The organism is Bradyrhizobium sp. SZCCHNR2028 (assembly GCF_032380995.1).
Lineage (GTDB): Bacteria > Pseudomonadota > Alphaproteobacteria > Rhizobiales > Xanthobacteraceae > Bradyrhizobium.
In genome coordinates this window covers 1-20,763 of the sequence record NZ_JAUHJF010000028.1, presented here as the reverse complement: position 1 = coordinate 20,763, position 20,763 = coordinate 1, and the positions used below count along the sequence as shown (strand labels likewise).

Here is a 20,763-nt window from a genome sequence, read left to right as displayed (position 1 = left end):
AGTTCTGGGTCAGGACATGTCAGGCCTGATCAGCTCGGTCGCGGTTTCATCCTTCAGTCGTGCGACCAGATCGGCGCGGCGGGTGAGCACCGCGCGTTGGTTGACATAGCCCTTGTCAGTGATCTCGCCGGCATCGAGCAAGGGCGGCTCGGCCATCAATAGCGCACGGGTCGCATAGCGCGACGAGCCGACCGCCTCAGTGCGAAGCTTGGCCAATCCTCGCGCGATGGCAGTGCGCACCGATGGATGCGCCAGAACGTCGCTGGCCGCGGCCGTCTCGGTCAGCCCAGCGGCGCCGCGGCACGCTGCGATGTTGGGCACGATGAGAAAGTGCACCTCGTCGGTGCCGTGGCCTGCGATCACGATATCCTGCGCCAACGGCGCCAGCGCCGCGATGCCGGCAATGCGCAGCGCGCCGACGTTCACCCATGTCCCGGAGCTGAGCTTGAAATCCTCGGTGATGCGGCCGTCGAAGAACAGGCCGCGCTCCGGATGCTCGGGATCTGCGAGCTTCACGGCGTCGCCGATCTTGTAGAAGCCCTCCTCGTCGAAAGCCGCGGCCGTGAGCTCGGGCGCCTTCCAATAGCCCGGCATCACGTTCGGCCCGCGCACGCGGACCTCGAGCTTCTCGCCGGTCGGCACCAGCTTGAGCTCGGTGCCGGGGATCGGCACGCCGATGTTGCCGGCGCGCTCGGCGAAGAAGTGGCAGTCGGTCGCGAGCGGCGATGTCTCGGTGGCGCCCCACGCCGACACCAGCGGTGCAGGACGGCCGATCGTGGCCCGGCTCATCTCGTTGAGCGCATCCCACAGATTTTGCGGCAGGGCCGCGGCCGCATAGAGGATGCACCTGACGCCGGAGAAAAATCTGCGGCGCAGATCGTCATCGGCCCTGAGTGCCGCGACCAGCATGTCGAAGCCGCGCGGCACGTTGAAATAGATCGTCGGCACCAGGCTGCGCAAATTGGCGAGCGAGGTCTCGAACAGGCCGGGCGCCGGCTTGCCGCCGTCGATGTAGATCGACCCGCCGTGGCTCAGCACCAGGTTGAAATTGTGGTTGGCGCCGAAGGTGTGACTCCATGGCAGCCAGTCGACGATGACGGGGCCGCCCTCGACCTCGCGCAGGAAGGTCCAGAGCTGCGCCTTGGCCTGCTGGCTCATGGTCAGCATCCGGTGCGTGTTGATCACCGCTTTCGGCTGCCCGGTCGAGCCGGAGGTGAACAGCAGCTTGGCCACCGTGTCCGGCGTGACCGCGGCGAAGGCGCGGTCGACCTCGGCGCCGGGCTTCGTCGCGAGCAGGGTCTGCAGCGGCACCGCGCTCGTTCCATCGCCGTCGCCGGCAATGATCGTTGCCCGATGCAGGCCGTCGACGGCCGCGAGCGCGCGCGCGAACGGCTCGCGCTGCGCGACGAAGATGGCGCCTGGATCGAGCAGACGGATCATCGCGCGCAGCTTCTCGTGATCCGTCGACATCAGCGAATAGGCCGGCGAGATCGCGCAGACGGGGATGCCGACATGCTGCGCTGCGAGCGCCAGCACGGCATGGGCGATGCTGTTGTCGGACAGGATCGCGAGCGGACGCTCCGGACCAAGGCCCTGCGCGAGCATCCAGGCCGCGGCGGCGCGGACCTGCATCAATGTTTCGCCGTAGGTCAGCCAGGTCCAGTTGTCGCCACGGCGTTCGGCCAGGAACGTGCGATCCGGGAAATGGTGGCCCCAATGCTCCAGCCATTCGCCGGTGCATCGCGCGGCCGGCTGCAACGGCATGCGCGAGCGCAGGATGATCGCGCCGTCGTCACGCCTGACGGCCTCGATCGACGGCTCGGCGAACATCGCAGGCCCGGATGGGCGGCGTTCTGCATCAACCATGGCGCGTCTCCGCGCTGCGGGAGGTGATCGCGGACGATGCAATGCGGGAGGGAGTGGGGAAGGAGAATGCTGCGCAACAGGCGCTGCGATCGGGTGCAATGTGCCGCCGCATTGCGGTCGCAATGCAGGCAGCCGTCGCCATGAATGACGGCATGCGTCTCCCTCCCATGTTGTAGTCGTTGATCGCGAGACTAACAGAATGGTTGTATTTTGCAATTATTGTGGATGTGACCAATTGCGGCGGCTTGCCCTTGCGACGGCATCGGTCTAGGCAGGGATGCTTCATGTCAGCGAGCCAGCATGCCCAAGAGTGCGAGCGCCGGAGCGCAGCGAGACGCAGCCAGCCGGGTTTCCGGGATCGGTCTCGGTGAGCTCGAGAGCCATCTCGGCTATTTCGTCCGCCGCCTGCAGCACTGGATCTTCCGCGACGTCAACGCCGCGCTCGCGGCCGTCGACCTCGACGTCATCCTCTATTCGATCCTGGAGACGATCGCGGCCAATCCCGGCGCCGCGCAGATCGCGATCGCGGGCGCGCTGGGCATCGAGCGCGCGCGCATGGTCGCTCTGCTCGACGACCTGCAGCAGGCCGGGCTGATCGTGCGCGAACGCTCCGAGCACGACCGCAGGGCCCATGCGCTCGGCCTGACGCCGCGTGGTCGCCTGATTCTCAAGAAGGCCAATGCACTGGTCGCCGCGCACGAGAAGCGGGTGGCACGCCGGCTCGGGGGCGACAATTATCGCCGCGCGCTCACGGCGCTGTCGCAGTTCGAGACGGACTAGGCTCGTCGCGAACGGGCCATGTCGCGAGCCTTCTGCCCCGCAAGCACGCATTGGTCATCACTCACACGGCACCCTCTACGCGGTACCGCGGTAACTCTACCTCAAACGAAGCAAAATGAAAGATGCATCCTGAGGCTGTTGCCATCCTGGATGCATTGCAGTCCTCAGCTCGCCGCTTCCAGCCGCTCTTCCGTGAGAAGCCGCATCGCGGCGTCGGCGTCCATCGGCTCGCCGAAGGCGTAGCCCTGGGCGTATTCGCAGCCGAGCTGATAGAGCTCGACGGCATCGGAGTCGGTCTCCGCGCCTTCCGCCACCACGTCCATGCCGAGGTCGTGCGCCAGCGCGATGATCGATTTGAGGATCACCGGCCGCGTGCCGCGCGCGGTGGTGCGCACGAACGACTGGTCGATCTTCAAGGTGTCGAACGGGAAGCGCTGAAGATAGGCGAGCGAGGAATGGCCGGTGCCGAAATCGTCGATCGACAGGCCGACGCCGAGCTCGCGGATGCGCGTCAGCATCTGCGCGGCGTGCTCCGGGTTCTCCATCACCAGCGATTCCGTCAGCTCGATCTTGAGCGAGCCGCGCGCGACCGAGGAGCGGGCCAGCACCGAGCGGATGTCGTGGATCAGGTCGTGGCGCAGGAGCTGGCGCGAGGAGACGTTGACGCTGGCGAAGATCGGCTCGCGCAGCCGCGTCGCGCGCTGCCACACCGAGAGCTGGCGCGCGGTCTGGTCGAGTACGAAGGTGCCGAGATCGACGATCAGGCCGATCTCCTCGGCGATGGTGATGAACTCGATCGGTGACATCCGCCCGAGCTTCGGATGATCCCAGCGCGCCAAGGCCTCGAAGCCGGCGATCGAGCGATCCTCCAGCCGCACGATCGGCTGGTACAGGATCGTGATCTCCTGGCGCTCGATCGAGCGGCGCAGCTCGCTCTCCAAGGTCAGGCGGTCGTTCTTGCGCGCCCGCATCGCCGGCTTGTAGACGTCGATGCGGTCGCCGCCGATGCGCTTGGAGTGATACATCGCAAGCTCCGCATCCTTGATGATGTCCTCCGACAGCTGCGTCTGCGGGTCGGACAGAGCAAGGCCGATCGAGGCGGTCAGGAAGATCTCGCGCTCGTTGAAGGCGATCGGCGCGCGGATGGTCTTGCGGATGGTCTCGGCAAACGCGGTGATGCGGGCGGGGTCCTGCTCGGACAGCAGGATCAGGCCGAACTGATCGCCTGCGAGCCGGGCCAACGTATCCTGGGGCTTGAGGATGCGCGACAGCCGCCGCGCCAAGGTCAGCAGGATGGAATCGCCGACCGCGATGCCGACAGAGTCGTTGACCTGCTTGAAGCGGTCGAGATCGATCACCATCAGGGTCGGCCGCATCGCCGGCATCGACTTGGCGAAATTGGCGACGGCGGCGAGACGGTCGATGAACAGCTTGCGGTTGGGCAGGCCGGTCAGATTGTCGTGCACGGAATCGTGGAGCAGGCGCTCCTCGGCATTCTTGAACTCGGTCACGTCGGTGAGCGTGCCGACCACGCGCGAGACCTCGCCGTCCGAGCCGACCACGGGGCGCGCCTTGAGCGCGAACCACATGAAATGGCCGTCGGGCGTGCGCAGCCGGAAGTCCTGCACCAGCCGGCCGCGGCGTTGGTCGAGGACACTGTCGAGCGCGGCGCGGAAGCGGTCCTGATCGAGCGGATGCAGCACCTCGAGCCATTTCGCGGCCGGCCCTTCCAGCGTGCCGCGCTTGAGGCCGAGCAGGCTCTCGGTCTCCGGGCTCGTGAACACCTTGTCGGCGGAGACGTCCCAGTCCCAGATCAGGTCGCCGGAGCCGGCGAGCGCCAGCGCGCGGCGCTCGACGTCGGAGACGATGCCGGTGGTGGCGCCGCCGCCGGCGAAGGCGTGCTGCATCACCGTGAAGCCGATCAGCATCACAATCAGCACGAGGCCGCCGAGCAGCGCCGGGCCGACGATGTCGTTGGTGACCTGGCCCGCGACCGTCATGCCGGCGGCGGCGACCCACACCGTGAGCAGGAACCAGGTCGGGATCAGCAGCACCGCGCGGTCGAAGCCGTGGCTCGAGAGATAGACGATCAGCGCGAAGCCGAGCACGGCGATCAAGAGCAGCGACATCCGCGCGATGCCCGAGGCCACCGCCGGGTCGAACAGCGCCACGGCGACCAGCGAGCCCAGGAAAAACAGCCAGCCCAGCGTGATGTGCGAATAGCGAACGTGCCAGCGCGACAGATTGAGATAGGCGAACAGGAACACCAGCAGGGTCGCCGCCAGGATCGCCTCGCCCGCGGCGCGCCAGACGCGCTCGGCATTGTTCGACATGTCCAGGACCTTGCCCCAGAAGCCGAAGTCGACGCCGATATAGACCAGCACCGCCCAGGCCAGCGCCGCGGCCGCCGGGAACATGATGCTGCCCTTGACCACGAACAGGATCGTGAGCACGAGCGCGAGAAGCCCGGAGATACCGATCACGATGCCCTGGTACAGCGTGAACGAGTTGACCTTGTCCTTGTAGGCCTCGGGCTCCCACAGATAGAGCTGCGGCAGCTTGTCGGTGCGCAGCTCGGCCACGAAGGTGACGACCGAGCCGGGATCGAGGGTGACGCGGAAGACGTCGGCGGTCGGACTCTCCTGCCGCTCCGGCAGGTCGCCGACCGAGGGCGTGATGGTGGCGATGCGCGACAGGCCGAGATCGGGCCACAACACGCCGGAGCCGACCACGCGGTAGTGCGGTGCCACGATCAGGCGGTCGAGCTGGTCGTCGGTGTTGTTGGCCAGTGCGAACACGATCCAGTTCTGGCCGCCCTCGCGCGCCCGCACCTCAATGCGGCGGACGATGCCGTCGGTGCCGGGCGCGGTCGAGACCTGGATGCGGTCGTTCTCGCTGCGCTGATGATCGAGGATGCCCGTGAGGTCGATCGCAGGCGCGTCGCTGCGAACGCTGACGGCGTCAACGGCCTGAGCGGGGGCAGCGGCACCACACATCACGAGGCCCAGCGCCGCCAACGACGCGAGGCACCTGATCAGACGCAATGTCAAATCTCCGCGTTCGACACCAATCCAAAGCGAAACAAGCCAAATCGAAAGAGGTCGTCGCCGGGCTAATTGGAGCCGTTCCAGGCACGGTTCAGATGTGCGCGATCATTGGCACGAAAGCGAGGAAAATCAAAGAGTTTCCAAACACGCTCTGTTTAGACTGCACCTAGATTTCCAACACAATTTTGCCAATATGTTGGCTCGTCTCCATGCGTGCATGCGCTTTCGCTGCGTCGACGAGGGGAAAGGTCGAGTCCATCAGCGGCTTGATGCGGCCCTCGCGCAGGAACGGCATCACCTTGGCCTCGATCGCCGCCACCATCGCCGCCTTGTCGGCGTTGCTGCGCGGGCGCAGCGTGGATCCGGTATGGGTCAGGCGCTTGACCATCAGCTTGACGAAATTGACGGTCGCCTTCGGGCTACCCAGGAAGGCGATCTGGACGATGCGGCCATCGGTCGCCGCGGCGTCGTAGTTGCGCTCGATGTAGTCGCCGCCGACCATGTCGAGGATGACGTTGGCGCCCTTGCCGCCGGTCGCCTCCTTGACCACGGCGACGAAATCCTCGGTCTTGTAGTTGATGGCGCGGTCGGCGCCGAGCTTGACGCAGGCGTCGACCTTGTCCTGCGAGCCGACGGTGACCAGCACCTTGGCGCCGAACGCCTTGCCGAGCTGAATCGCCATGGTGCCGATGCCGGAAGAGCCGCCATGGACCAGCAGGGTCTCGCCCTGCTTGAGGCCGCCGCGCTCGAACACGTTGTGCCAGACCGTCATCAGGGTCTCGGGCAGAGCGCCGGCTTCCAGAATTGAGAGCGCGGAGGGGACCGCCATCGCCTGCGCATCTTGTGCGATGCAATATTGCGCATAGCCGCCGCCGGCGACCAGGGACATCACGGTGTCGCCGAGCTTGTGCCGGACGGCGCCCTCGCCGAGCGCCACGACCTCCCCGGCCACTTCCAGCCCCGGCAGGTCGCTGGCGCCGGGCGGCGGCGGATAGCTGCCGGAGCGCTGGGCGACGTCGGGACGGTTAACGCCGGCGGCCTTCACCTTGATCAGGATCTCGCCGGGGCCGGGCTTGGGGACGGGCCGGGTTTCCGGCTTGAGCACCTCGGGTCCGCCCGGCTGGCTGATGGCGACCACGGTCATTTGCGCGGGCAGCTGTTCCATGAGAAATCCTTCGGCGAGGGCTGAAAGCGGGTGCTGCCGCGTGCTTAAGCCAGCCGGGGCATGGCTGGCAACCGGGAGGAGGGTGAGATGGCGAACGAGGACGACGACCGGCCGCGCAAGGCCGTTTCGCACGAGATCGGGCAGGATCTGTCGATGCTGTCGGTCGAGGAGCTGACCAGCCGGGTGGCGCTGCTCCGCGCCGAGATCGAGCGCATCGAGCAGGCGGTGGCGAAAAAGCGCGCCTCGCGTGATGCCGCCGCCAGCATCTTCAAGTCGTGAACCTCGCGGCCGTAGAAACACGGTCGGCCAGTGGCCGACATGGCTAACGAAGATTGAAAAATTTTCGCCATTTACGGTTGATTAAGCTTTCGCGTTTACAACCGGAACCGTCCTCGTTTGGACACCGAGTGGCTCCTGTCCACTCTGTTTGACGCCTCCCTGTTATCAACTTCAAAGCCGCCGGAAACGGCGGCTCTTTTTTTGCGCCCGCGCCGAGCCGGGCGAACCGGGCGGTCGTCCTTGGCGCGCTCCCCCGTGCGCAGGCGGCGATCGTGGAACGAACGTCGTGCCTGCTCATTGCGCCCGTGCCGGTCTTCGGTTGCCAGCAGGTCGCGCGCGAAAATCCTGTGCGCCGCGGCAGGCGTGACGATCCTCGTCCGACGACTGCAAACTATTGCCGTGATCATGGTTGCTAGTTGAGCTGATCGTGCGACTCGGCCGCGATCGGCCGTGTTGCAGTCGCAAATGGTACGAGGGCACGGCATGGCCCACGCCGTGGAAACCATAAAAGGCGTTGCTGCTGGACTCTCGAAACCGGCCGCGCAATGATTTGTTCATCATACCGGCGTCGTTGCCGGGTTGCGTAAACAGTCGCGTTTAAGAGGCGTTAACCATGTCGGACCGTTTGCTGGGCGATGGCGCTCTGGTTCAGTTCAACGAGCGGCTCACCAATTCTGCTGCATTCGGCGCGCTGTTCCGGGAAGGCATGGATCTGGTCGAGGAGACCGCCGCCTATCTCGATGGCGACGGCCGCAACGAGGCCAAGGCGCTCGACCGCGCCGTCAGCCTGACCTACGCGACCGAGAGCATGCGTCTCACCACCCGCCTGATGCAACTGGCGTCCTGGCTGCTCCTGCACCGCGCGGTGAAGGAGGGCGAGATGACCCTGAGCCAGGCCAACCGCGAGAAGACCAAGGTCAAGCTGACCGCTGCAGATCCCGGGCCGGATGATCTGCTGGAGAAGCTGCCGCAGCAGCTGCAGAGCCTGATCTCCCGCTCGATGAGCCTGCAGGTGCGGGTCCGCCGGCTCGACTCGACCATTCATTCCCCGCCGCCGGACCAGAGCGCGATCGGCAATCCGCTGGTGCCGCATCTCAACCGGCTGAAGGCCGCGTTCGAGCAGTAGGCCCCGGCATCGGGCGGCCCCGCCGGGCCGCTCCCCCCAGCCGAAGGTCTCGTTGCGACCAGCCCAGAAACAAAAACGCCCCCGTCTCCGGGGGCGTTTTGCTGTGAGCTGTCCATCAGGCGCAGGCCAGGAAGGCCGGTACCGGGGCAAGAAGGCATCAATCCTTCTTGAGGAAGCCCTGGAACTTCTTCTGGAAGCGGGACACGCGGCCGCCGCGATCCATCAGCTGCTGGGTGCCGCCGGTCCAGGCCGGGTGCGACTTGGGGTCGATGTCGAGGTTGAGCTTGTCGCCCTCTTTGCCCCAGGTCGAGCGGGTCTGGTACTCGGTGCCATCGGTCATCACGACCGTAATCGTATGATAATTCGGGTGAATGTCGGCTTTCATGGCTGATCCTACGGCACGATGCGAAGACATGATGCGGCGCGGCCGCGCCTGATCCTGTCGTCACTGAAGGGGGACAATTGCCGGGCTCTATAGCCCAAGGTTCTGCCCAAAACAAGCCAAGGTCGCGGATGAACACCTTGGTACGTTTCCGGATTTGCCAAGCCCGGCCCGGCAGGCCTATCAGGACGGCAGATCGGTATTTGGAACAATTCTCAGGTGGCCCATGAGCGTAGTGGAACGGCTTGACGAGCGGCAGGGCGCTGCCCCAGGGCAGGATCCGGTCGGAGATGCCGTTGCGGCCGTCGAGGCATTGGCCGAGCCGGCAAGCCCTGTGCGGCGCTCGAAGCTGCGCCCGCTGCTGGCGCTGTCTCCCTATGTCCTGCGCTATCGCGGCCGTGCCCTCCTGGCGCTGATCGCGCTCACGGTCGCGGCGCTGACCACGCTGCTGGTCCCGATCGCGGTCCGCCGCATGATCGATTTCGGCTTCACGCCGAAAGGCATCGAACTGATCAACAGCTATTTCAGCGTCATGATCGCCGTGGTGGCGGTGCTCGCGCTGGCAAGCGCGGCCCGCTACTACCTCGTCATGACGATCGGCGAGCGCATCGTCGCCGATCTCCGGCGCGACGTGTTCGCGCATCTGATGTCGCTGTCGCCGTCGTTCTTCGATTCCGCGCGCTCCGGCGAGCTGGTGTCGCGGCTCACCGCCGACACCACCCAGATCAAATCGGCGGCGGGCGCCTCCGTGTCCATCGCGCTGCGCAATCTGCTGCTGTTCATCGGCGCCACCGCAATGATGGTGATCACGAGCCCGAAGCTGTCCGGCTTCGTGCTGCTGGCGATCCCGCTGATCGTGCTGCCGCTGGTGGCGTTCGGGCGCTGGGTCCGGCGGCTGTCGCGCAACGCCCAGGACACGCTCGCCGACGCCTCGGCCTATGCGTCCGAGCTGATCGGTTCGATCAGGACGGTGCAGGCCTATACCAGCGAGAGGCTCGCGGCGGCGCGCTTCGGCGGCGAGGTCGAGCAGGCCTATGAGGCGGCGCGGGTCTCGACCCAGGCGCGCGGCGTGCTCACCGCGATCATCATCTTCATCGTGTTCTCCAGCGTCGTCGCGATCCTCTGGGTCGGCTCGCACGACGTGCTGACCGGTGCGATCAGCGCCGGACGGCTCGGTCAGTTCGTGCTCTACGCGGCCTTCGCGGCCGCCGGGCTCGGCCAGCTCTCGGAGGTCTGGGGCGAAGTGTCGGCGGCGTCCGGCGCGGCCGAGCGGCTGTTCGAGCTGTTGCACGTGCAGCCGGAAATCACGGCGCCCGCGCAACCGCGCCCGATGCCGGAGCCGGCGCGTGGCGACCTCGGCTTCGAGCGGGTCAGCTTCGCCTATCCGGGTCGCCCAGACGTCTGCGTTCTCGACGATGTCTCGTTTGTGATCCGCGCCGGTGAGAAGGTCGCAATCGTCGGCCCCTCCGGCGCCGGCAAGAGCACGCTGTTCCATCTGCTTCTGCGCTTCTACGATCCCGCGTCCGGCTCGATCTCATTCGACGGTGTGCCGGTGCGCGCGGCTGACCCGCGCAAGATGCGCGAGCGCATCGCGCTGGTGCCGCAGGAATCCGTGGTGTTCGCCGCCAGTGCGCGTGAGAACATCCGCTTCGGCCGGCCCGAGGCGACCGACGCCGAGGTCGAGCGCGCCGCCGATCTCGCTCATGCCAGCGAATTCATCCGCCGCTTGCCGAACGGCTTCGACACCTCGCTCGGCGAGCGCGGCGTCACGCTCTCGGGCGGCCAGCGCCAGCGCATCGCCATCGCGCGCGCCATCCTGCGCGATGCGCCGCTGCTGCTGCTCGACGAGGCGACCTCGGCGCTCGACGCCGAGAGCGAGACGCTGGTACAGACTGCGCTCGAGGGGCTGATGAAGGACCGCACCACCCTGGTGATCGCGCATCGCCTCGCCACGGTGCTGTCCTGCGACCGCATCCTGGTCATGGACCGCGGCCGCATCGTCGAGCAGGGCACCCACACGTCGCTGGTTGCGGCCAACGGTCTCTATGCGCGGCTGGCCCGGCTGCAGTTCGAGGGCGTGTAGTTCCTGCAACACCGTGGACGGCCGGCAACATCCTCGAATTCTCGTTCCCGACCCTGCAACCTTTCTCCCGCCTTGTACGTTCCCTGCCGGAACAGATGGCGCGCCGCTCGTAGCAGGCGTGCCTGGTCCTAACAGGAGCAACGGACATGCCTTATCGTCGTGGCAGTTTTGCCCTCACGCCGCCCTCCTTTGTGATCTTCGCAATCGCGCTGGTGCTCGCCCTCGTCGCGATGCTCGCGCACTACATGCACGCTTCGGTGCCGCTGCTGTCGGCCGCGCACGCCTTCGATGCGCTGGCGATTGCGTTCGTGGTGTTGACGATCGGCGTGCTGTTTCGCGGCGTGTAGTTGCTGATCGCTGCACCCTCGGTGTCGCCCCGGCGAACGCAGGGGCCCATAACCACAGACCGATGTTTGGCGCCCGAATGCCAGGGACACCCACTCGTCGCAAAACCTCTGCCGCGGAGTATGGATCCCGGATCTGCCCTCGCTGCGCTCGGTTGTCCGGGACGACAGCGGTGGATATGGCCGCGATCCGGGGTGGCAGTGCCTAGGGCGTCCACGCCATCCGCAGCACCGGACGCCCTGAGGTCGGATTGACGTCCTCGCCGGCCTCCAGGAAGCCGTTGCGCTTGTAGAAGCTGATCGCGCGGGCGTTGTCCTTGTTCACCAGCAGCGTGATGCCGCCCGGAGAGCGCCGCTTGGCGGCGTCGACCAACTGCGTGGCGAGCGGCGAGCCCCAGTGCCGGGGCGAGACCACGAGCTGATCGAGATAGCCCGACGCATCGATCGTGACAAAGCCGGCAAGCGCTCCCTCCGTCTCGGCGACGATCACGTCCGCCTTCGGCACCAGCTCATTTCGCCAGCGCTCACGCCACCATGGAACGCGTGCGGCAAAATCGATCGCGGGATAGGCGAGCTGCCACGTCTCCTGCCACAACGCGATCGCCGCGTCCTCGTCCTCGGCGCGATAGGGGCGCAGGGTGGAGGTCGACGTCACCGCTCCGTCAGCTTCAGCTCGATGCGCCGGTTGCGGCGGAAGGCCTCCTCGGTATTCGCGGGATCGAGCGGCTGGAATTCGGCGAAGCCGGCCGCGACCAGGCGCTGGGCAGGCACGCCGAGCGAGATCAGATACTGCACCACCGAGATGGCGCGCGCCGAGGACAATTCCCAGTTCGACTTGAACACCGGGCTGTTGATCGGACGAACGTCGGTGTGGCCATCGACCCGCAGCACCCAGGAGATCTCGGCGGGGATCTGCTTGTCGAGATCGACCAGCGCCGTTGCCACCGAGTTCAGCTCCTGCTGGCCCTCGGGCAGCAGGGTGGCTTGGCCCGTGTCGAAGAACACCTCGGACTGGAACACGAAGCGGTCGCCGACGACGCGAATGTCGGGACGGTTGCCGAGGATGGCGCGCAGCCGGCCGAAGAACTCCGAGCGGTAGCGGGTGAGCTCCTGCACCCGCTGTGCCAGCGCGACGTTGAGGCGCGAGCCGAGATCGGCGATGCGGCTCTGCGATTCCTTATCGCGCTTCTCCGAGGCATCGAGCGCATCCTCGAGCGCAGCGAGCTGGCGGCGCAGTGCGCTGATCTGCTGGTTGAGCACCTCGATCTGGGCCAGCGCCCGCGCCGTGACCTGCTTCTCGGAGTCGAGCGCCCGGTTGAGCTCGTTGGCGCGGCCGGCGGCATTGCTGCCGGCATTGGCGAGCCCGTCATAGAGACCCTTGACGCGGTCGCGCTCGGCTTCGGCGCTTGCGAGCCCGGCGCGCAGTTGCGCGACCTGGTCGTCCAGCGAGAGCTTGCCGAGCTTCTCCAGGGACAGCATCTCGTTGAGCTGTGCGATCTTGGCGTTGAGCTGCTCCAGCGCCTTGTCCTTGCCGGTGACCTCCTGCGACAGGAAGAACTGCACCACCAGGAACACGGTCAGCAGGAACACGATCGACAGCACCAGCGTCGACAGCGCGTCGACGAAGCCCGGCCAGTAGTTGAGGCCGGAATCTCCACGGCGGGTACGGGCAAGCGCCATTCAGCGTCTCCTAGTTCGTCTTCGGCCGGCCGGTGGAGCGGCTCAACTTTTCTCCGTCTGCCGCGCGAGCCGCTCCAGCAGCCGCTTGATCTCGCGGTTCTGCTCGCCCTGGCCGTCGGCCCATTCGCGGATCATCTGCTGCTCGGTGCGCATGTGCCCGACCAGCCCCTGGATCGCCTCGGCGAGATTGGCCATGGCCGCGGTGGCGCCGCGGTTTGAGCCGTCCTCCATGGCGGTGCGCAGCCGCTCGATGGCGACCGAGAGATCGGCCCCGGTATCGCCCGTCCCGCCATATTCGCGCACGGTGCCCGCGAGCCAGTCTTCCAGGTCGGTATAGAAGCGGTTCTGCGCCTGGCTCGACTGCAGGTCGAGGAAGCCGAGGATCAGCGAGCCGGCAAGGCCGAACAGCGAGGACGAGAACGAGATGCCCATGCCGCCCAGCGGCGCGGCAAGGCCGCCCTTCAGCGTATCGAACAGCGCGCCGGCGTCGCCACCGACCTTGAGGCCCTCGATCACCTTGCCGACCGAGCCGACCGTCTCGATCAGGCCCCAGAACGTGCCGAGCAGGCCGAGGAACACCAGCAGGCCGGTCATGTAGCGCGAGATGTCGCGGGCCTCGTCAAGCCGGGTGGCGATCGAGTCGAGCAGATGGCGCATGGTCTGCTGTGAGATCGACATCCGCCCCGAGCGCTCGCGGCCGAGGATGGCGGCCATCGGCGCCAGCAGGACCGGGTGACGAGGCACCGCCAGGCCGGGATCGGCGATGCGGAAATTGTTGACCCAGGACACTTCCGGATAGAGCCGGACCACCTGTCGGAACGACAGGATGACGCCGATCAGCAGCACCGCCCCGATCAGGGCGTTGAGGCCGGGATTGGCGAAGAACGCCATGATGATCTGCTTGTAGAGCACGACGCCGACCAGCGCGCACAGCACCAGGAAGACCAGCATCCGCACCAGGAAGATCCGGGGCGAGGACAATTTGGTCATTTCGACGTCCATCGCGGAGCGGGAAGGAGAGCCTTGAGGCATTGTCGATGACATCCGTTGCGGGGACCGGTCCCTAAAATCCACTATGGCACAGCAGCAGCGGGAAAAAAGCCGCGATCGGCGCAATCCCCGTCCCCTGCGCGGAACTATGGCTGAAACCGGCGGGCATCCGCGGCGTAGTTAGTCCCGTGGCTCATATCTAGCGGGAACGCCCTGGCTTTGTCATGACCGTCGTTGAATATCTGCAAGCGCTCCTGGCGATGGTCGCGGCGATGTCGGTGCTGATGGGGCTCGCCTGGGTCGTGCAGCAGCGCAGCGGCAACTCCGGCTGGGTCGACACGATCTGGACATTTTCCGTCGGGCTGGTCGGCGCCGTCGGCGCGATCTGGCCCGCCGGCGGCACCGCCCCCAACGTGCGGCAGTGGCTGGTCGCGGTGCTGGTGGCGGTCTGGTCGCTGCGGCTCGGCGGCCATGTCGCGGCACGCAGCCGCGGCATGTCAGACGACCCGCGCTATGCGGAGTTTGCCCGGCAATGGGGCGCGGCCGCACCGCGGCGCATGTTCCTGTTCCTGCAGCAGCAGGCCTGGGGCTCGATCCCGCTGGTGTTCGCGATGTTCGTCGCGGCCCATGCGCCGGCCGCCGAGCTGCGCCTGCAGGACTATCTCGGCATCCTCGTGCTGTTCGCGGGCATCGCCGGCGAGGGCGTCGCCGACGCTCAGCTCAAGGCGTTCCGCGCCGATCCCGCCAACAAGGGCAAGGTGTGCGACGTCGGCCTGTGGCGCTGGTCGCGCCATCCCAACTATTTCTTCGAGTGGGTGTGCTGGCTGTCCTATCCGGTCATCGCGCTGTCGTTCGACCATCCGTGGGGCTTCGCCAGCCTGCTCGCGCCGTTGTTCATGTACTGGATCCTGGTCCACGTCACCGGCATCCCGCCGCTGGAACAGCAGATGCTGCGCTCGCGCGGCGATCGCTACCGGGCCTATCAGGCGCGCACCAGCGCGTTCTTTCCCCTGCCACCAAATCCTTTTACGAAGTAACGGAGCCACTGCATGAGCTTCATCTCGACCATCATCGGCGCCGCCGAGCGTGTGCCGCTGCCCGACGCCGTCATCCGCTCAGCGATCTCCGAATTGTGCGCACGCACCGCGGCGCGGCTGGGCGGGGCCGATGCAATGGGTGATGCAGAATTCGCCCGCGTGCTGACGACGCGCCCGATCGCCGAGCATACCGACGCGGCGAACAGCCAGCACTACGAGGTGCCGGCGGCGTTCTTCGCCCGCGTGCTCGGGCCGAACCGCAAATATTCCTGCTGCTTCTACAAGGAGCCGGTCTCGACCCTGCAGGAGGCGGAGGAGGAGGCGCTGCGCCAGACCGTCGCCAACGCCGATCTGCAGGATGGCCAGAGCATTTTGGAGCTCGGCTGCGGCTGGGGCTCGCTGTCGCTGTTCATGGCCCGGCAGTTCCCGCGTGCGAAGATCACGGCGGTGTCGAACTCCCATTCGCAGCGCCGCGCGATCGAGGAGATGGCGGCCGCGCGCGGCCTGCTCAATTTGCGGGTCATCACCGCCGACATGAACGGGTTCGCTCCCGACGCGCGGTTGGATCGCATCGTCTCGGTGGAGATGTTCGAGCACATGATGAACTGGCGCGAGCTGCTGTCGCGGGTCAGATCATGGCTCGCGCCGGACGGCCGCCTGTTCATGCACATCTTCACCCACCGCACCGGATCCTACTTGTTCGACCGCAACGATCGCGAGGACTGGATCGCGCAGCACTTCTTCACCGGCGGCATCATGCCGAGCCACACCTTGATCCGGCAGTACGCGGATCTGTTCGCGGTCGAGAAGGAATGGTGCTGGAGCGGCACGCATTATCAGCGCACGGCACGGGACTGGCTCGCCAATTTCGATGCCGACTACAACCGCATCCTGCAGGTGCTGCAGCCCGTCTATGGCGACGACACGGCGCAGTGGATGCGCCGCTGGCGCTGGTTCTTCCTCGCCACCGCGGGTCTGTTCGGGCACGACGAAGGCCGTGAATGGGGCGTCAGTCACTACCGCCTGCGGCCGGCGAACTAATTTGTTCGCTGCGGCGGGATGCCGCAGCTCCGAAGGAGATTCGCGTTTCGCTGTGCGGATTCTGCGGGGAACCTGCTGCCACAAAGCACTCACAATTAGGTGAGTCCAAAAAAATCTTGATCTATCAGTCACGTAGTTCGTGTGACATCAAGCCGCCCGGGTTCCGCGTTGCGTCGCAGCAGCTCTTTTCTATGTTGCAGGCAAGGCGAGCGCCAGAATGGCGCCATGACTGGGCCATCCAGTCGACCGGTTTTCATCATCATTGAGGGGCTCCTCCACCCATGTCTCGTTTTCGCGCGTCGCTGGTCAGCAGTGCATTGATGCTCGCGGCCGCCGCGCCGCTGCTGGCCGGCTGTAACGACCCCATCCAGGCTCAGGCCTCCGCCAATGAGCAGATCGTCATCCCCGACGTCGGCATCGTGACCGTCGAGCAGAAGGCGCGAGCGATCGTGCGCGAGCTGCCCGGCCGCATCGCGCCGACCCGCGTCTCCGACGTCCGTCCGCGCGTCTCGGGCATCATCGTCGAGCGGCTGTTCCGCCAGGGCAGCGAGGTCAAGGCGGGCGATCCGCTCTATCGCATCGATCCGAAACCGTTCGAGGTGGAGATCCTGTCGAGCCGGGCGGCGCTGGCCAAGGCCGAGGCGGTGCATGAGCGCGCGGTGCAGCAGGCGCGCCGCATCGCCCTGCTGTTCAAGGAGCGCGCTGCGCCCGAGGTCGAGCAGGAGAAGGCGGTCGCGAGCGAGCGCGAAGCCGCGGCCGACATCGAGGCCCGCAAGGCCGATCTCGCGCGCGCCCAGCTCAATCTCGACTATGCGACCGTGCGCGCGCCGATCGACGGCATCGTCGGCGCGGCCCAGGTCAGCGAGGGTGCTATCGCGGTTCAGAACGAGACCTCGCTGGTCACGATCCAGCAGCTCGATCCGATCTATGCCGACTTCACCCAGTCGGTGAGCGAGCTCAACCGCCTGCGCCGGGCGTTCGAGTCGGGCGACCTCGACCAGATCTCGCCCGACGCGATCAAGGTCCGTCTCGTGCTCGACGACGGCACGCCGTACTCGATCCCGGGCAAGCTCTTGTTCTCCGACGCCAAGGTCGATGCCGCCACCGGTCAGGTCACCCTGCGCGGCGAGTTCGCCAATCCGAAGCGCGAGCTCCTGCCGGGCATGTATGTCCGCGTCCGCATCGAGCAGGGCATCGACAGCGACTCCGTCGGCGTGCCGCAGCAGGCGGTGCAGCGCAACGCGGCCGGCGGGTCCGAGGTCTACGTCATCCGCGACGACAACCGCGCGATCGCCAGGCCGGTCCGCACCGGTCCGACCCAGGATGGCCTGGTGCTGATCACCGACGGTCTGCGCGCCGGCGACAAGGTTGTGGTCGACGGCTTCCAGAAGTTCGCCGCCGGCGACAGGGTCGCGCCGCAGGTCTGGACCGAGGTCAGCGCCGCGACGCAGCTCGAATCGAAGTCGGCGACGCGGTAAGTCGCATGCCGAGCTTCTTCATCGACCGGCCTATCTTCGCCTGGGTCGTCGCGCTGTTCATCTGCCTGATCGGCGCGATCGCGATTCCGCTGCTGGCGGTGGCGCAATATCCGATCATCGCGCCGCCCTCGATCTCGATCTCGACGAGCTATCCCGGCGCATCGCCGGAGAACCTCTACAACAGCGTGACGCGGCTCATCGAGGAGGAGCTCAACGGCGCTTCCGGCATTCTCAATTTCGAATCCACCAGCGATTCGCTAGGCCAGGTCGAGATCACCGCGAACTTCGTGCCGGGCACGTCGACCAATGACGCCTCGGTCGAGGTGCAGAACCGCCTCAAGCGTGTCGAGGCGCGGCTGCCGCGCGCCGTCATCCAGCAGGGCATCCTGGTCGAGGAAGCCTCCGCCGCGGTGCTGCAGATCATCACCCTGCAGTCCACCGACGGCAGCCTCGACGAGGTCGGCCTCGGCGACTTCATGATCCGCAACGTGCTCGGCGAAATCCGGCGCATTCCCGGCGTCGGCCGCGCCACGCTGTATTCGACCGAGCGCTCGCTGCGCGTCTGGCTCGATCCGGCCAAGCTGGTCGGCTACGGCCTCACCGCCGACGACGTCACCAAGGCGATCGGCGCGCAGAACGCGCAGGTCGCCTCGGGCAGCATCGGCGCCGAGCCCGCGACGACCTCGCAGCGCACCTCGGCGTTGGTGCTGGTCAAGGGCCAGCTCGATTCGCCCGACGAGTTCGGATCGATCATCCTGCGCGCCAATGCCGACGGCTCGACGGTCCGGCTGCGCGACGTCGCCCGCATCGAGATCGGGGGCTTGAGCTATCAGTTCAACACCCGCCTCAACGGCAAGCCGACCGCGGGTCTCTCGGTGCTGCTGTCGCCGACCGGCAATGCGCTGGCGACCGCGAGCGCGGTCGAGGCCAAGATGAAGGAGCTGTCGCGCTTCTTCCCGTCCAACATCAGCTATGAAATCCCCTACGACATCACGCCGGTCGTCAAAGCCTCGATCAAGCGGGTGCTGATGACCCTGGTCGAAGCCGTCGTGCTGGTGTTCGTAGTGATGTTCCTGTTCCTGCAGAACATCCGCTACACCATCATCCCGACCATCGTCGTCCCCGTGGCGCTGCTCGGCACCTGCGCGACGCTGATGCTGGTCGGCTACTCCATCAACATGCTGACGATGTTCGGCATGGTGCTCGCGGTCGGCATCCTCGTCGACGACGCCATCGTCGTGGTCGAGAACGTCGAGCGCATCATGACCGAGGAGGGGCTGTCGCCGAAGGAGGCGACGCGCAAGGCGATGGGCCAGATCACCGGCGCCATCATCGGCATCACCCTGGTGCTGATGGCGGTGTTCGTGCCGATGGCATTCTTCCCCGGCTCGGTCGGCATCATCTACCGGCAGTTCTCGGTCACCATGGTGGCGGCGATCGGCTTCTCGGCGCTGCTGGCGCTGTCGCTGACTCCGGCGCTGTGCGCCACCCTGCTGAAGCCGGTCACGGCCGGCCACGGCCACGCGAAGAAGGGCGTATTCGGGTGGTTCAACCGCTTCATGGACAACAGCCGCAACCGCTACACCGGCGTGGTCGGCGGCGCGCTGAAGCGCACCGGACGGCTGATGCTGATCTATGCGATCTTCCTGGTCGGGTTGACCTTCGCCTTCATCCGGCTGCCGGGCGGCTTCCTGCCGGTCGATGACCAGGGCTTCATCACCACCGACGTGCAGACGCCGGCGGACTCCTCCTATGCGCGGACGCAGGCGGCCGTCGAGGCGGTCGAGAAGTATCTCGCCAAGCGCGAAGGGATCGAGAACGTCACCTTCCTGACCGGCTTCAGCTATGCCGGCCAGGGCGTCAACACCGCCCAGGCCTTCATCTCGCTGAAGGACTGGTCGGAGCGCAGCAAGCGTGACGGCGCCGCGGCGCTGGTCGCCGACATCAACCGCGATCTCGCCGGCTTGCGCGACGCCAAGATCACGGCGCTGCAGCCGCCGCCGATCGACAATCTCGGCAACTCCTCGGGCTTCAGCTTCCGCCTGCAGGACCGCGGCCAGAAGGGCTATGCCGCGCTGACCGCCGCCGCCGACCAGCTGATCGCGGAAGCCAATGCGAGCCCGGTGCTGCAGAAGGTCTATGTCGAAGGCCTGCCGCCGGGACCCCAGGTCAATCTGATGATCGACCGCGAGAAGGCCGGCGCCTTCGGCGTCACCTTCGAGGACATCAACAACACGATCTCGACCAATCTCGGCTCGACTTACGTGAACGACTTCCCCAACCGTGGCCGCATGCAGCGCGTCGTGGTGCAGGCCGATCGCATCAGCCGCATGAACGCAGACGATATCCTCAACTACAGCGTCAAGAACGCCAAGGGGCAGCTGGTGCCGTTCTCGTCGTTCGCGACGATCCAATGGGCCAAGGGACCGAGCCAGATCGCCGGCTTCAACTACTATCCGGCGATCCGCATCTCCGGCGAGGCCAAGCCGGGCTACACCTCGGGCGATGCCCTCAAGGAGATGGAGCGGCTCGCCGGCAAGCTGCCGCGCGGCTTCGGCTATGAATGGACCGGACAGTCGCTGCAGGAGAAGCTGTCGGGCTCGCAGGCGCCGCTGCTGCTCGGGCTGTCGGCGCTGGTCGTGTTCCTGTGTCTGGCCGCGCTCTACGAAAGCTGGACCATTCCGCTCGCGGTGCTGCTGACGGTGCCGCTCGGCATCCTCGGCGCCGTCGTCGCAGCCAATATCCGCGGCCTGTCGAACGACGTGTATTTCACGGTCGCGCTGATCACCATCATCGGTCTCGCCGCCAAGGACGCGATCCTGATCATCGAGTTCGCCAAGGACCTGCGCGCCCATGGCAAGCCGCTGGTCGCGGCGACGATCGAGGCCTGCTCGCTGCGCTTCCGGCCGATCATCATGACCGGCCTCGCCTTCGTCTGCGGCGTGCTGCCGATGTCGATCGCGACCGGCGCCGGCGGCGCCAGCCAGCAGGCGCTCGGCACCAACGTGATGGGCGGCATGATCGCGGTGGTGATCCTGGCGCTGCTGATGGTGCCGGTGTTCTTCGTCTCGGTGCAGCGCGTGCTCGCAGGCGATCGGGAGAAGACGGAGCCGGTGGCGGAGCGTGAGGCCTATGGGCCACCGGCGCCGGCGAAGTCGTAGGCGATCATGAACGGTCTGTCCGGAGGATTGTGCCGACATCCTGCCGCGTGGCCGGTCTGCTCCCCTCCCCCTTGCGGGGAGGGGTTGGGGGTTGGGGGCGCCGAACGCCGAACGTTGTGGCATGCTCCGTTCAAGAGTCAGTCAGCGGACATCGGTGCGAAGCGCACGATCTGTAGCGGACCGACTGCGCACACATGAGTTGGGCGGTGGGTCATCACATCGAGCGTGACTCGGTATGAACCGGGCTGAGTCCTGACAATTCAGACCGGGTTGATTCCTGACAGGCAAGCTTCGTCCGATTCGA

At 66.5% G+C, this 20,763-nt stretch carries 16 protein-coding genes; 9 read left to right on the top strand and 7 right to left on the bottom strand.

All coding sequences use genetic code 11. The features are described from left to right. Positions 1 to 9: 9 nt before the first annotated feature. Positions 10 to 1,866, bottom strand: coding sequence for a feruloyl-CoA synthase (locus tag QX121_RS28735; RefSeq protein WP_315813649.1), 1,857 nt, complete (start codon positions 1,864 to 1,866; stop codon positions 10 to 12). Between the two features lie 300 nt (positions 1,867 to 2,166). On the opposite strand from QX121_RS28735, the gene QX121_RS28730 reads away from it, so the two are divergent. After that, positions 2,167 to 2,646 carry a MarR family winged helix-turn-helix transcriptional regulator gene (locus tag QX121_RS28730; protein WP_315775434.1) on the top strand — a complete coding sequence of 160 codons (480 nt, stop codon included), beginning with the start codon at positions 2,167 to 2,169 and terminating at the stop codon, positions 2,644 to 2,646. A 164-nt stretch (positions 2,647 to 2,810) separates the two neighbouring features. On the opposite strand, the gene QX121_RS28725 is transcribed toward QX121_RS28730, so the two are convergent. Then, positions 2,811 to 5,690, bottom strand: coding sequence for an EAL domain-containing protein (locus QX121_RS28725; RefSeq protein ID WP_315734456.1), 2,880 nt, complete (start codon positions 5,688 to 5,690; stop codon positions 2,811 to 2,813). A gap of 169 nt (positions 5,691 to 5,859) precedes the next feature. Further along, on the bottom strand, positions 5,860 to 6,858 hold the full coding sequence (locus tag QX121_RS28720; RefSeq protein ID WP_315813648.1) for an NAD(P)H-quinone oxidoreductase: 999 nt from the start codon (positions 6,856 to 6,858) through the stop codon (positions 5,860 to 5,862). An 87-nt stretch (positions 6,859 to 6,945) separates the two neighbouring features. Here QX121_RS28720 and QX121_RS28715 point away from each other — a divergent pair, with 87 nt between their 5' ends. Continuing rightward, a complete protein-coding gene (locus QX121_RS28715; RefSeq protein ID WP_315713892.1) occupies positions 6,946 to 7,137 on the top strand; it encodes a DUF1192 domain-containing protein in 192 nt (63 codons plus the stop codon). A gap of 613 nt (positions 7,138 to 7,750) precedes the next feature. Beyond that, complete coding sequence (locus QX121_RS28710) at positions 7,751 to 8,263, top strand: DUF1465 family protein (protein ID WP_315713893.1); 513 nt, start codon at positions 7,751 to 7,753, stop codon at positions 8,261 to 8,263. 157 nt (positions 8,264 to 8,420) lie between these two features. Here QX121_RS28710 and rpmE read toward each other — a convergent pair whose 3' ends face one another. Continuing rightward, positions 8,421 to 8,648 carry a 50S ribosomal protein L31 gene (rpmE, locus tag QX121_RS28705; RefSeq protein WP_015664357.1) on the bottom strand — a complete coding sequence of 76 codons (228 nt, stop codon included), beginning with the start codon at positions 8,646 to 8,648 and terminating at the stop codon, positions 8,421 to 8,423. Between the two features lie 223 nt (positions 8,649 to 8,871). Between rpmE and QX121_RS28700 the strand changes: the two genes are divergently transcribed. After that, positions 8,872 to 10,728: an ABC transporter ATP-binding protein/permease gene (locus QX121_RS28700; protein ID WP_315813647.1), complete on the top strand. Its 1,857-nt coding sequence runs from the start codon at positions 8,872 to 8,874 to the stop codon at positions 10,726 to 10,728. Positions 10,729 to 10,874: 146 nt separating this feature from the next. Continuing rightward, positions 10,875 to 11,075 carry a hypothetical protein gene (locus tag QX121_RS28695; protein ID WP_006614616.1) on the top strand — a complete coding sequence of 67 codons (201 nt, stop codon included), beginning with the start codon at positions 10,875 to 10,877 and terminating at the stop codon, positions 11,073 to 11,075. Between the two features lie 202 nt (positions 11,076 to 11,277). On the opposite strand, the gene QX121_RS28690 is transcribed toward QX121_RS28695, so the two are convergent. From QX121_RS28690 to QX121_RS28680, 3 genes are read right to left on the bottom strand one after another with little or no spacing between them, the layout of a single operon-like run. Continuing rightward, positions 11,278 to 11,727 carry a GNAT family N-acetyltransferase gene (locus tag QX121_RS28690; RefSeq protein WP_315813646.1) on the bottom strand — a complete coding sequence of 150 codons (450 nt, stop codon included), beginning with the start codon at positions 11,725 to 11,727 and terminating at the stop codon, positions 11,278 to 11,280. Further along, on the bottom strand, positions 11,724 to 12,752 hold the full coding sequence (locus tag QX121_RS28685) for a peptidoglycan -binding protein (RefSeq protein WP_315753304.1): 1,029 nt from the start codon (positions 12,750 to 12,752) through the stop codon (positions 11,724 to 11,726). The genes QX121_RS28690 and QX121_RS28685 overlap by 4 nt, the downstream gene beginning before the upstream one ends. 42 nt (positions 12,753 to 12,794) lie before the next feature. Next, positions 12,795 to 13,784 (bottom strand): flagellar motor protein MotA, encoded by a 990-nt coding sequence (locus QX121_RS28680; RefSeq protein WP_315734443.1) that lies wholly within the window; start codon positions 13,782 to 13,784, stop codon positions 12,795 to 12,797. A gap of 182 nt (positions 13,785 to 13,966) precedes the next feature. Between QX121_RS28680 and QX121_RS28675 the strand changes: the two genes are divergently transcribed. The 4 genes from QX121_RS28675 to QX121_RS28660 all read left to right on the top strand — a co-directional run bounded on the left by QX121_RS28675 (position 13,967) and on the right by QX121_RS28660 (position 20,459). Further along, a complete protein-coding gene (locus tag QX121_RS28675) occupies positions 13,967 to 14,779 on the top strand; it encodes a DUF1295 domain-containing protein (protein ID WP_315813645.1) in 813 nt (270 codons plus the stop codon). 12 nt (positions 14,780 to 14,791) lie between these two features. Continuing rightward, positions 14,792 to 15,820: a cyclopropane-fatty-acyl-phospholipid synthase family protein gene (locus tag QX121_RS28670; protein ID WP_315813644.1), complete on the top strand. Its 1,029-nt coding sequence runs from the start codon at positions 14,792 to 14,794 to the stop codon at positions 15,818 to 15,820. A 281-nt stretch (positions 15,821 to 16,101) separates the two neighbouring features. Further along, a complete protein-coding gene (locus QX121_RS28665; protein ID WP_315734436.1) occupies positions 16,102 to 17,298 on the top strand; it encodes an efflux RND transporter periplasmic adaptor subunit in 1,197 nt (398 codons plus the stop codon). Between the two features lie 5 nt (positions 17,299 to 17,303). Continuing rightward, the gene (locus QX121_RS28660) at positions 17,304 to 20,459 is read left to right on the top strand and encodes a multidrug efflux RND transporter permease subunit (protein WP_315813643.1); all 3,156 of its coding nucleotides are present in this window, start codon (positions 17,304 to 17,306) and stop codon (positions 20,457 to 20,459) included. Positions 20,460 to 20,763: the final 304 nt, after the last annotated feature.